Source organism: Janthinobacterium sp. TPC_1, assembly GCF_056037845.1.
This window is the reverse complement of record NZ_CP195157.1, coordinates 2,825,926-2,838,262: the sequence shown is the minus strand read 5'-3', so window position 1 is coordinate 2,838,262 and position 12,337 is coordinate 2,825,926. Positions and strand designations below refer to the sequence as shown.

12 protein-coding genes are annotated in these 12,337 nt (G+C 53.8%); 10 read left to right on the top strand and 2 right to left on the bottom strand.

Annotated features, from left to right (window positions below):
* The first annotated feature begins 49 nt into the window (after positions 1-49).
* The 8 genes from ACQVLG_RS13805 to gluQRS all read left to right on the top strand — a co-directional run bounded on the left by ACQVLG_RS13805 (position 50) and on the right by gluQRS (position 5,470).
* Positions 50-472, top strand: a complete 423-nt coding sequence (locus tag ACQVLG_RS13805; protein WP_474295115.1) for a hypothetical protein — start codon at positions 50-52, stop codon at positions 470-472.
* Positions 473-890: 418 nt separating this feature from the next.
* Positions 891-1,496, top strand: coding sequence for a hypothetical protein (locus tag ACQVLG_RS13800; RefSeq protein ID WP_474295114.1), 606 nt, complete (start codon positions 891-893; stop codon positions 1,494-1,496).
* Positions 1,497-1,572: 76 nt separating this feature from the next.
* A complete protein-coding gene (locus tag ACQVLG_RS13795; RefSeq protein ID WP_474295112.1) occupies positions 1,573-2,007 on the top strand; it encodes a hypothetical protein in 435 nt (144 codons plus the stop codon).
* A 56-nt stretch (positions 2,008-2,063) separates the two neighbouring features.
* The gene (locus ACQVLG_RS13790; RefSeq protein ID WP_474295110.1) at positions 2,064-2,384 is read left to right on the top strand and encodes a hypothetical protein; all 321 of its coding nucleotides are present in this window, start codon (positions 2,064-2,066) and stop codon (positions 2,382-2,384) included.
* A gap of 82 nt (positions 2,385-2,466) precedes the next feature.
* Positions 2,467-2,823, top strand: a complete 357-nt coding sequence (locus ACQVLG_RS13785) for a hypothetical protein (RefSeq protein ID WP_474295109.1) — start codon at positions 2,467-2,469, stop codon at positions 2,821-2,823.
* 271 nt (positions 2,824-3,094) lie between these two features.
* The gene (locus tag ACQVLG_RS13780; protein WP_474295107.1) at positions 3,095-3,505 is read left to right on the top strand and encodes a VOC family protein; all 411 of its coding nucleotides are present in this window, start codon (positions 3,095-3,097) and stop codon (positions 3,503-3,505) included.
* Between the two features lie 62 nt (positions 3,506-3,567).
* Positions 3,568-4,410, top strand: a complete 843-nt coding sequence (locus ACQVLG_RS13775; protein ID WP_474295105.1) for a hypothetical protein — start codon at positions 3,568-3,570, stop codon at positions 4,408-4,410.
* Between the two features lie 127 nt (positions 4,411-4,537).
* A complete protein-coding gene (gene gluQRS / locus ACQVLG_RS13770; protein ID WP_474295103.1) occupies positions 4,538-5,470 on the top strand; it encodes a tRNA glutamyl-Q(34) synthetase GluQRS in 933 nt (310 codons plus the stop codon).
* Between the two features lie 79 nt (positions 5,471-5,549).
* Here the strand turns inward: gluQRS and ACQVLG_RS13765 are convergent, their stop codons facing one another.
* The gene (locus ACQVLG_RS13765) at positions 5,550-7,778 is read right to left on the bottom strand and encodes a TonB-dependent receptor (protein ID WP_474295101.1); all 2,229 of its coding nucleotides are present in this window, start codon (positions 7,776-7,778) and stop codon (positions 5,550-5,552) included.
* 536 nt (positions 7,779-8,314) lie between these two features.
* Between ACQVLG_RS13765 and ACQVLG_RS13760 the strand changes: the two genes are divergently transcribed.
* Both ACQVLG_RS13760 and bla read left to right on the top strand, forming a co-directional pair.
* Positions 8,315-10,990 carry a hybrid sensor histidine kinase/response regulator gene (locus ACQVLG_RS13760; RefSeq protein WP_474295099.1) on the top strand — a complete coding sequence of 892 codons (2,676 nt, stop codon included), beginning with the start codon at positions 8,315-8,317 and terminating at the stop codon, positions 10,988-10,990.
* Positions 10,983-11,876, top strand: coding sequence for a class A beta-lactamase (gene bla, locus ACQVLG_RS13755; RefSeq protein ID WP_474295098.1), 894 nt, complete (start codon positions 10,983-10,985; stop codon positions 11,874-11,876). Before ACQVLG_RS13760 ends, bla begins: the two co-directional genes overlap by 8 nt.
* Here bla and ACQVLG_RS13750 read toward each other — a convergent pair whose 3' ends face one another.
* Positions 11,877-12,311 carry a DUF695 domain-containing protein gene (locus ACQVLG_RS13750; RefSeq protein ID WP_076567214.1) on the bottom strand — a complete coding sequence of 145 codons (435 nt, stop codon included), beginning with the start codon at positions 12,309-12,311 and terminating at the stop codon, positions 11,877-11,879. It lies immediately after the preceding gene.
* Positions 12,312-12,337: the final 26 nt, after the last annotated feature.

The following is a 12,337-nucleotide window of genomic DNA, read 5'->3' as shown; positions in this document are numbered from 1 at the left end:
TCGCTATTGCTACAGTCGGCCAACGATCCCTACCGTGAAGCGATGCACGATGATCCAGTTCCCCGATACGACGGCGGCATGGACGGCATTAGTGGACGACATGCAGGGCCAGCGCCTGCTGCGCCTGCACTTTCCGCATGGCGACGGCCCTGCCGGCATCCAGTTCCTGGCCAACAGCCTGGCCGCCAGCGAAAGCCTGTCGCGCGACTTTGCCTATGTGGTGGAAGTATTGTCCGACGACGCCGCCATCGCGCTCGACAAGGTGATGGGCAAGATGGTGACTATCTATCGAACTTTTACACACAAATCACCCGCACAAATATTGAGTCAAAAAAAAATTAAAGGAGAAAAATTATGGAAAAAATCCGAAAATTTGATGACGAAATCTCTGGAAAATATTTTAGATACACAACAATTGCTTACATTGACTTTGAAAAAAAACAAAAAAATATTGAGGATTTTGAAATATTAATCAGGGACGACAACCAACAAATAGAAATAATTTTTATGCCCAATCTTGCTCCAGGAGAACACCAAAGCTTAGGAGGAGAAACATCATTAGGACACGCAGTAACATATTTGATTTCCAAAAAAGACAACATGATTATCAGGTCATATCGCCATAGATAGTTGAATTTTAAAAACATAAATATTGATGACTCCAACATATCAAAATTCAAAGCTAACGCAAAAATATTTAATTTCCAAGGCCGAAAATAAACACAAACAGCAACACTGGAGATATCGAAATAAATGAGAATTTTCATGCAAACAAAAACACATCAACCAAATAAATAAAAAACATAAAATTTCTTGAAGATTTTTTGGAAAAATGGATTTGAGATATATAGCATGAAAAATATTCAATTTCTCAATCTATATAATTAATTATGAAAAAATTGCGTCTGGAACAAAAATATCTTAAAAGTTTGCGAAGAAAAATTATCGCAAAGAAAACTGCTCCACTTACAAGCAACGAGCTTGATTTTTTTGCTCGCTCGCTCGAACACCAATTTTATAGCCCGGAACTACATCCGGTTATCTGGGATATAGCATGGCAAAGTCCGCCAAACGCAGCCATGTTGAAAATTGCAAAAAACATCATCACCATCAATGTATCTGCCGACGACGACAACGTTTTCAATGGCCATATTGAACCTGTATTTAGTTACTACCTACACAACTCACCAAGCCATGAACAAGAGAAAATTCTTGATAGCTTCGAAAAAAGCAAATCCCTGAGATTGCGCATGATTGTGGCCGAATTCCATATGTTAAAAAATCATATTTTTAAAGGTTTGCACATGATGGCAAAAATACTTGATGAAGCCAATACAGATCATGCTATCTCTGATTCAATTTACATGTGGGTCACGCAAAATGGAACTTTGGAACTAAAGAACTCTTTTCTTCATGATGCGACTCAAGAACGGAAAAAAGGAAATATTTCCTATGCAAAAACTCTAGAGTGGATATGCGAAAATCTAATCCGCTAGCGGTCAACGCATAGTTTCCGGTTGGGGATTATCGTATTACCACTCCGTAACCAGGTCATCGGCAAGGTTTCAAAAAATGAAAAAAGTATCATTTGACACAAAAAATGGTTATCTCCTATTGGACGGCATAATGATGGCGCCACTTAACGAATCTGATTTTATTAAAATTGCAAAAGAAAATGACATTGAAATAGAAAACAATAAAACAAACACTTATGTGCGCAATTTATCAACGTGCGGAAGCTTGAATGAATTTGAGTTTGGCATAAATTTTATCTTTGAAAATTATTGCATGAAGAGTGTATGGCTATCGTGGGATGGAGGAAATACCAAAAAATATGGATACAACTCAACGGAAAATCAGTTGATATCCGACAAGAACAACCTGGCCAGATTACTTGCTAAAGTGTTGGAAAAAAATCCTGACGAAGTAAAAAAATCTTTCTCCGCATTCAACTTTCCATGGGGCAGCATTTCAGCTTCAGCATCTATTCAATCCGCGATGGCATAAATTGGAATATCCTGGAATATGCACTATTTTCATACACAATAAATCAAAGGACAAAAATGAAAATTCTTATTTATTCACATAAGGATTTTTTGTCAAGCATGAAGTTTGAAATTAACAAGGAAGCTGATATGCACATTAAGCTATCCAAGGCTTGGAATGCCAAACTAATCACGCCAGAAATAATTAATCTACTGATCAATGAAAATTCATATAAAAAGAGTTGGAAATATGTTTTTTGCATTTTTCTAAATTCAAGTTTCTTCTCCGCTTACTTTTATGCCCAATCAGAAAACTATAAGATAAGCCTGGTTGATGAAAATAATAAACTGATAAAAATTCACAAAATTAAAATTATTGACAATGGATATAATTCGTGATGTCAAATTTGAAGATGGATATTTTTCTGCAAACGAATCAATCATTCTATTTAGAGGGATGAAAAGAAAAAATCTACACTCGATGGATCAAGACTGGGAAGCATGGGTAAAGCATGATGAAGAGGTAATTGCCTACAAAACAAGTTTCAAACTAAAGAAATTGAGAATAATCGTTATTTGTTTTTTTGAGAAAGATGATGGCCCCATAAAATGCTGGTATTTTTGTCCGGAAAATTGCATGGATGGTTTTCAGTCTAAACCCGAAGGAAAATATACAAGAAGAGTGAGACGCTGGTTTCTGGATGCGTTTGGCATCGTTCTGCCGCAAGCAGGGCCATGGGGGGAAATAGACGCCTGTCACGATCCACATAATCAAACCACATCAGTGTTTTGCGCCTATCATAAAACCAATATTAAATTCAGATTACCATATATATGAATATTTCCGATATAGTACACGAGATGGCAATTTTAAACATACCATCAAATGCTTTCTCGATTGGCGATCCGACTCAGGATGAGAGTCTGTGCATCAGAGAAAAAATGGATATTGGGAGGTTTTTTACTATGAACGAGGAATAAAGACAGGGCTTCGCATTTTCAAAGAAGAACATGAAGCCTGTGAAAATTTTTTATCCATAATAAAATCCTGGTTTATGTAATTTTGAAAATAATATTTTTCGCATTTATCCTCTCTTCCAAGGATAATCATGAAGTCCAGAAAAAATCACATGTTAAACACAATCAATATAGGAATACTTTGCCTGAATTTTGACGAAGCAAAAGAATTTTACATTGATAATCTCGGGTTTTTTATCACAATGGATAGCATCATTCAGTGTGATTCAGGTACCAGTCGCCGCCTGACAATGGCGCACGAGTCCAACAAAAAATTCTCAATAGAATTCATACATCCTTCAAACATTGAGCAAGCACATCGCGTAGGTTACAAAGGTGGCACGATCAATCTATTCACTTTACCAACGAAAAATATTGACACGTTCAAGGAGCGACTGGAAAAAACTGCTTTTTTCGTCAATTACGTAGAGGCTCCCTACGCAAGTTTTCTGAACGTCGAAGATCCGATGGGGAACAATATTTGCCTCTACCAACCGTGCTGAATCACCGCAATAATTCATACGAGATGCATCATTCAAAATTCCGCATAACAGAATGAAAAAATTTGAAATCCCAAGCTATATTTTTGATTTCATTGATGGATTACTGCTCGTCAATGGAGAGATTGCCTTATCGAAAAAAAAATCCAGCAAACGATTTCATAAATAGCATTATCAATACATTCCATATCAAACCCACAACAACAGGGACTGGAATGTATATTTTTGATATCAATGGATGGGTAGGCGATTACGTTGTCGAGTTGATTATTGTAAAAGAAAATTTCCCCGAAATAGATTGCATAATAATGCATTACTTTGAAAATAATTCTGTAGGCAACGGCGTGAGTGAATCATCGTTAGTCAAACAAATTCAAAGAAAGTCTGGCATTCCCGGCAAAATGAAAGGGTTATCAGAAATAATATTTCAATTTCCGTGGGGAAGCGTTATCGTACAACATGACATAAAAATATCCTCATCATGCATAATCTTGCAGTACAAAATAGCCAGAAAATCACCCATCCGATTGAAAATTAATGATAATTGCGAATCGCATATCAATATAGATAAATCGATAAAAGTGCAGCAACGAATAACGGCATTCATAAAAAGTCGTGATACGTTTTTTCCAAAATCGAGTGAGATGCGATGGCTGGTTTTGTTGAAGAAGCTACCCAAAAAATTAACAATGTGCATTCTGGATGAAATTTCCGTTGGAAATGCATTGATTGCATTGCATTCTTCAGACTGGCCAGAGAAGGGGAGCGTTGTGGCACTGCTGAGTAACAAGTTCAGGATGAAGGAATTCGACAAGGATTTACATTTCCGAGAGCTGAATGACCCGCATTACTGCAATGAAGAAATTTCATATGTTGAAGATAACGTCACACACTTGATTATCAATTAGGCAGCACCTGGAACAGCCCAGGATTTGACTTGCCCATCGCCCTGCACGATACTTGCCGCTGTCGCCAAAGCTCCCCACCCTGAGCAATAAACCATCAGCGCCTGTCACCACCGCCTACACTCACAGCATGCCGTCTCCGAACTCCCCCACCGCCCCCTACATCGGCCGCTTCGCCCCCTCCCCCTCCGGCCCCCTGCACATGGGCTCGCTTGTTGCCGCCATGGCCAGTTATCTCGATGCCAAGGTGCATCGCGGCACGTGGCTGCTGCGCATCGAAGACCTGGACTATGACCGCAATGTCGAGGGTGCTGATCTGGGTATCCTGGCCAGCCTGCAGCGCTGCGGCATGTACTGGGATGGCGAGGCGACGTGGCAGAGCCGCAGGCTGCCGCTGTACGAGGCGGCGCTGAAACAGTTGCAGGACGATGGCCTCGTGTATGCGTGCGGCTGTTCCCGCAAGGAGATCCAGGATTCGGTGCTGCAGGCGGGCGCGCCCAAGGGGGGCGTCGCCGTGTATCCGGGCACGTGCCGCCATGGCCTGGCGCCAGGCAAGGCGGCGCGGGCCTGGCGGTTGCGCGTGCCGCAGGGAGCCGATGCTGTGTACTCTTTTACGGACCGCTGGGCGGGGCCGCAGCAACAGGACCTGGTCAGTGAAGTGGGCGATTTCATCGTGCTGCGCGGCGACGGTTTTTGGGCGTATCAGCTGGCCGTGGTGGTCGACGATGGCGCGCGCGCAGGCATCACGCAGGTGGTGCGCGGGGCGGATCTGCTCGATTCCACGCCGCGTCAGCTGTATCTGCAGGATGTGCTGGGCTTGCCCCATCCGGGCTTTTTGCACGTGCCCGTCGTCACCAATGCCAGCGGCGAGAAACTGTCGAAGCAGACGGGCGCCCTCGCCTTCGACACGGGCACCGGTGCGGCAGAACTGCTGGCGTCGGCGCTGCTGCCAGCCGCCCGCTTCCTCGGTCTCGACGTGCGCGCCGACGACGTGGAAGACTTCTGGCGGCAAGCCGTGCCCGCCTGGACGCAGCGGCTGGCGCGCCTTCCCGGGCGGGCATAAAAAAAACCCGCCGCGGCGCGAGCCGTCGGCGGGTTGAAGCAGGCGCCAGCCGCAAGGGCCGGCGCCAGGCATCAGGCAATTAGAAGTTGCCCTTGAATTGCACGCCAAATTGACGTGGCTCATTGATGAAGCCCGTGCGGTTGTTGAAGTCGATGGCGCCCGTGATACGCTGGGTGTCGGTGATGTTGCGGCCAAACGCGGCCACTTCATACTTGCCGGCATCCCAGGTGTAACCCACGCGCAAGCCGCCTTCGACCATCGGCTTGCCGGTGAACTCGGTGGATTCATACAGGAAGAAATTGATCTTGCTGCGGTAAGCCCAGTCCGTGAAGACGAAGAATTCGCCGTTTTCCATCGGGATCGAATAACGGCCCGTGGCGGTGATCGTCCACTTCGGCGCTTGCGGCAATGGATTGCCGTCGATAACGGCCCGGTTTGCAGCGTTGATCGGATCGGTCACGGTGCAGCTGCGGCACGGGGTTACCGACAGGCTCGGGTCCTTGATTTCCGTGAAGTTGTAGCTGCCGCCCAGGGACATCTTCAGGCTAGGCGTGACAAAACCTTCCAGTTCCAGTTCCGCGCCGCGGCCATTCGTCTTGGCGGCGTTGATCAGACGCGTGACGTTCGAGGTGCCGCCCACGACCGTCAGTTGCTGGTTTTTCACCTGGTAGTTGTACAGGCTGAAAGCAACGCGGGCGCGGCGCTCGAACAGGTCGGCCTTGATGCCTGCTTCGAACGAGGTGATGGTTTCCGCATCGGCCACGGTCACAGATACATCCTTGCTGGCCGGCGCGATACTTGGCGCGCGGAAACCGGTGGCGATACGGCCGTAGAAGTTCACGTCCTTGTTGTACTTGTAGGTACCGCTCAGGTCCCAGTTGACCTTGGCTTTGCTGACATCGGCGCTGGTCGGGTTGATTTGCTTCACGCGGTCCGCTTCGACCGTGTTGAAATCCTTCTTGTCCTTGGTGTAGCGCAAGCCGGCACGCAGCATGAAGTCATCGTTGACGGCATAGTTGACGGAACCGAAAGTAGCCCAGGCACTGTTTTTCTGGCGGCTGGCCAGGTGCGAAACGAGCGCATGGTCGCTACCGCCGAAGTTATCCGTATAGCCGTTGGCATCTTCGTTGAAGTAGTACACGCCAGCCTGCCAATTGAGCGGACCGGCATTTTTTTTCGATTCGGCGCGGAATTCTTGCGAGTACTGTTTCACGCTGCTGATGCCGCCGGCGGTTTCCACCGGGAATGGAATCGCTGGCACCATGCCTGGTGCGCCACCGTCGATGTCGCCATGCGACACATACTTGCCCACGCGTTCGAAACCGGTGATCGAGTACAGCTTGACGCCGTCGAGTTCCCAGCTCAGGCGGGCGCTGGCGCCATTGGTGCGCAGCTCCTGGAAGTTCAGGCCATCGGTGTAGGATTTTTTCGGATCGAAACCGTCGACGATATCGTTCGTGCCCTGCTTGATCATGTTGGCGTAGAAGACGCGCGCGCTGCCCGTGGTGCTGCGCTGATGCACATTAAACAAGGCGTTAAAGGTGCCGTTCGGCGCATACATCAATTGCACGCGTTCGGCGTGTTCGTTGTAGCCGTCCAGCGCGTTTTTCTGGCCGGTAAACGTGTTGTCGACGTAGTCGTCGCGGTGCTGGCGCAAGGTCGAGACGCGCATCGCCCATTCTTTGCTCAGCGGAACGTTGACGGCGCCGTCGAAATTGGTCGTGTTGTGCGTGGCGGCGGAAACGTTGTAATAGCCTTCAACCTTGTCCAGCTTCGGCTTGACGGATTCGAACTTGACCACGCCGGCCGGCGTATTGCGGCCGAACAAGGTGCCTTGCGGGCCGCGCAGCACTTCCACGCCGGCCACGTCGAAAATCGGATAGCCTTTGAGGATAGGGTTTTCTTGCACGACATCGTCGTAAATCAGGGAAACAGGTTGCGATGCGAAGATGTTGAAGTCGGTATTGCCATAGCCGCGGATGTAGAAACGGGGGAAGGTGCGGCCATTCGACGATTCCACGTTCAGGCTCGGCACTTTGCCGGCCAGCACGCGGATGTCTTGCCCGCCGGAGACCAGCACGTCGAGCTTCTCGTCGCGCAGCAGCGACACGGAGACGGGCACGTCGCGGATATTTTCCTTGCGGCGCTGTGCCGTGACGGTCACGGTTTCCAGCTGGCTGGCGGCAGGGGCCGTATCAGCAGCGACTTCATCAGCGTAAGCCGAGCCGATAGGCAAGGCAGCGGACAGTGCCAGCATTGCGGCGCTTTTGGCGCACAAACGCTTGTGCATCTTGGACATCTTGATCATGTGGTTTCCCAGAAGTTTAAAAAAAGAATTGCGAAATCTGTCTTTCTTGCAACCTGTCTCCGGGTTATATACGGCGCTGGACGATCGTTCGCACCATCACGGTGCGGCAGCGCGAGCGGATGTTCCCCCGCTCTCGGCGTCACTGGCTCTGCCCTGGCTGCCGCGCAAGCGGACAGCGGTTCCGGCCGCATCTCTGAGATGTCTGATGAGCACCAACTTTTTAGCAAGGCGCCAATTTAATTCAAGCAGCTTATGCGGAGCAAGAATATTGTTATGTAAAATATTCATTCGTCAACATAATGGGCCGACTAGTGGTTATTCAGCCACAATAGCGCCTCTGTATTGCTATTTCTTTGCCATTTCCCCCATGACATGCCATATGGCGCGACTTTTTCTGCTGGCCAGCCGAAAGCGGGATTGGCGTCCTGCAAGACAGCCCCGAGGGTAAAAATAGTTGTAATATCGCCAGACTTGAGCTGCCATGCCGCCCCATTCCAGTGCGGCGGCGGCGCCCCGCACCATCGTCGATCGCCTCCATGCCAGAACCCAGCCAGCCCAGCAACGCCGTCCCGTCCTGCATCGCCGCCGCCCAGGCGGCACATTTACTGTTGGGTGCCCATTGCGACATCGTCTGGAGCACGAAAACCTTCGGCCAGTTCGATGCCGACCAGCCGTCCTGGCGCGCCTTCACGGGCCAGACGGAGGCCGAACTGCTGGGCCGCGGCTGGCTCAATGCCCTGCACCCGGACGACCGCAACTTGCCTTACGTCATGCCGTCGCATCTGACGACCGTGTTCGAAGCGGAATACCGGTTGCGCCACGTCAGCGGCAGCTACCGCAATGTGATCGTGCGCATGCTGCCCGTGCTGGCGCCCGACGGCAGCATCGTTGAATGGCTGGGCTCGCATTGCGACGTGACGCAGCAACGGCAGACGGAACAGCGGCTGCGCCTGGCCATGCAGGGCGGCCGCATGGGCACGTGGGAGATCGACCTGGGTAGCGGCAGCATGACGTGCTCCGACGCATTCAAGGCCAATCTGGGCTTGCCGCCTGCCAGCCGCATCGGTTACGCGCAGCTGACGGGCGCCATGCTCGACGGCGACCTGCAGCAGTGGCAGACGGTGGTGCACGCCGCCATCGCCAGCGCCAGCGATTTCGAGATCGACATCCGCGTGCGCTGGCCCGACAATTCGCTGCACTGGGCGCACATGCGCGGCACCTGCGCCAGCGACGGCGCCGGCAACGTGATCGCCCTGTCCGGCATCTCGCTCGACTTGACGGCCAGCAAGCAGAACGAGGAAACCCTGCGCCTGACCCTGGCGGCCGGCGAAGTGGCCACCTGGAACTGGGACATCGTTGCCGACCGCGTGACGGCCGACAGCAACATGGCGCGTTTATTCCACGTCAATGCCGATGCGCCCACGGCGGCGCCGCTGGCGCGCTACCTGGACATCATCCATCCCGATGACCGCGAGCAAGTCAGCGCGCAGATTGCCCAGGCCGTGCATGCCCACACGCCATTCGAGGCCGGCTACCGCGTCGCTGCCGGCGATGGCCAGTACCGCTCGGTCATCGCGCGGGGCCGCGCGGAATATGCACCTGATGGCACGCCCTTGCAATTTCCAGGCGTCCTGCTCGACATCACGCGCCAGAAACAGGTGGAAGATGCGCTACGCCGCAGCGAGGAACGCTACCGCACCCTGATCGAGCTGATGGACCAGGCCTTTTGCGTCATCGAAATGCTGTACGACGAGCAAGGCCGCCCCGTGGACTTCCGCTATCTGGAAGGCAACGCCGCCTTCGTCAAGCAGTCGGGCCTCGACAATGCCATCGGCAAGACCATCCGCAGCTTCGTGCCCGACCACGACCAGCACTGGTTCGACCTGTATGACCAGGTCGTCAAGACGGGCGAGCCCGTGCGCTACGAAAATGAAGCCGTGGCCATGGAGCGCTGGTTCGAAGTCTTCGCCGCGCGCCTCGGCGGACCCGGCAGCCGCCTGCTGACGGTGCTGTTCAGCGACATCAGCGAGCGCAAGCGTTCTGAGCAGCAATTGCGCCAGCTGGCCGACAACCTGTCCGAGATGGACAGGCGCAAGACGGAATTCCTCGCCACCCTGGCGCACGAACTGCGCAACCCGCTCGCGCCGATCCGCAACGGCCTGCAAATCATGCGCCTGGCCGCCGACAAGCCCGCCACCGTGTCGCGCGTGCGCGACGTGATGGAACGGCAAGTCAATCAGATGGTGCACCTGGTCAACGACTTGCTGGACGTGGCCCGCATCACGCGGGGGCAGATCGAACTCAAGCTGGAACGCGCGGACTTGAAAACCATCATCGCCAGCGCCGTGGAAACGAGCATGCCGCTGATCGAGGCGGGCCGCCACCAGTTGCAGGTGCAACTCGACGAGCAGGCGCTGCCGCTTGAAGCCGATCCTACGCGGCTGGCGCAAGTGCTGGGCAATTTGCTCAACAACGCCGCCAAATACACGCCCGCCGGCGGCCACATCAGCTTGCGCGCCCTGCGCGATGGCAACGAGGCCTTGATCGAGGTCAAGGACAGCGGCGTGGGCATCCCCGCCGAGTCGATCGCCACCGTGTTCGACATGTTCACCCAGGTGGGACAAAACATGGGCCGCGCGCAGGGCGGCCTGGGCATCGGCCTGTCGCTGGTGCGGCGCCTGGCCGAATTGCATGGCGGCAGCGCCACGGCGGCCAGTCCCGGCGCCGGCCTGGGCAGCACGTTTACCGTGCGCCTGCCGCTGCTGAAGGAGGAAGCCCAAGCCCCCGCCGCACCGGACGCGCCCGCCCCTGCCGCCAGCGGCCGCCATTTCCGCGTGCTGGTGGTCGACGACAACGTCGATGCGGCCGATACCCTCGCCGCCGTGCTCGACATGATGGGCCATGCCACGCAAGTGGCTCACGATGGCGCGCAAGCGCTGGCCGTGGCGCCGCAATTCTTGCCAGACGTCATCTTCCTCGACATCGGCTTGCCCGGCATGAACGGCTACGAAGTGGCGCGCGCGCTGCGCCGGATACCGGCCGGCGCCAGCGTCGTGCTCGTCGCATTGACGGGCTGGGGCGCCGAAAACGACCGCAGCCAGTCGAGCGCGGCCGGCTTCGACCACCACCTGACCAAACCGGCCAATCTGCTCGCCATCGGCGAACTGCTGGCCGCCCTATCCACTCCGACAATACCTACAGACCATGACTGACTCCACGAACCACGTCCGCCGCCACCTCCTGCTGGCCAGCGGCGCTATCCTGCTGTGCCCAACGCCGCTGCTGTTTGCCGCGTCCACCACCGGCATCGCCGCCGCCCACACGCAGCTGGCCGCGCTGGAACAGGCCGCAGGCGGACGCCTCGGCGTTGCCGCCTGGCGCCAGGGCAGCGAGCTGCGCGTTGCCTACCGCGCCGATGAACGCTTTCCCCTGGCCAGCACCTTCAAGGCCATGCTGGCAGGCGCCGTGCTGGCCCGCAGCGTCAGCCAGCCGGGCTTGCTGGACCAGCACGTGCGTTACGAAAAAAAGGAACTGGTCACGTATTCGCCCATCACGGAAAAGCATCTGGCCGACGGCATGAGCGTGGCCGACCTGTGCGCCGCCACCTTGCAGTACAGCGACAATAGCGCGGCCAATTTCCTGATGACAATATTAGGCGGGCCGCAAGCCGTGACGGCGTTTGCGCGCAGCATCGGCAACACGGTATTCCAGCTGGAACGCTGGGAAACGGAATTGAATAGCGCCATCCCCGGCGAAGTGCGCGACACGGCCAGCCCCGCGTCGATGGCGCACAGCTTGCAGCAATTGTTGTTGGGAAATAGTTTGCCGGCGCCGCAGCGCCAGCAACTGGACGCCTGGATGCGCGGCAACACGACGGGCGACAAGCGCATCCGCGCCGGCGTGCCGGCTGGCTGGCAAGTGGCGGATAAAACGGGCTCGGGCGCGTATGGCAGCGTCAACGACATCGGCGTGGCCTACCCGCCCAGCGGCGCGCCGCTGCTCATCGCCGTGTACTACACGCGCGAACAGAAAAAAGCGGACACGAACCAGGACATCATCACGGCCGCCACGCGCATCGTGACGGCCGCGCTGGCGTAATTACTTCGGCAGAGCTGCCATGAAGCCTGCATACGTCGACCAGGCCGGATCGGCCGCGCTGCGGATTTCAATCGGAAATTTCGGGCGCGGCGCCAGCGCCGTGTTCAGGCGGTTGAAGAATTCTTCGCCCGACTGCGTGTAATAAATCCATTCGCGCAGGTTTTCGCCCGTCGACACCAGCGCCAGCGTAGCGAAGCCTTCTTCTTCCACCACGGGCGCCAGCGCCGCTTCCAGCTCTTCCATGTGCTCGCGCTCGTTCGGCGCGGGCATGCCTGTTTCATCTTCATAACGCCAGGCGATGATGATGCGGTCCGGCTGCGACGAAAGGTCCCAGTCGTCATGGAAGGCGTCGACATAACGGTAGATGATGGCCATCTCGTCGCTATGCGTGACGATGGTGCCCCAGCTGCGGGCGGAAGTGGAATTTTCGTTCATGGTTGCAACAGTCAAAAAAATAAATC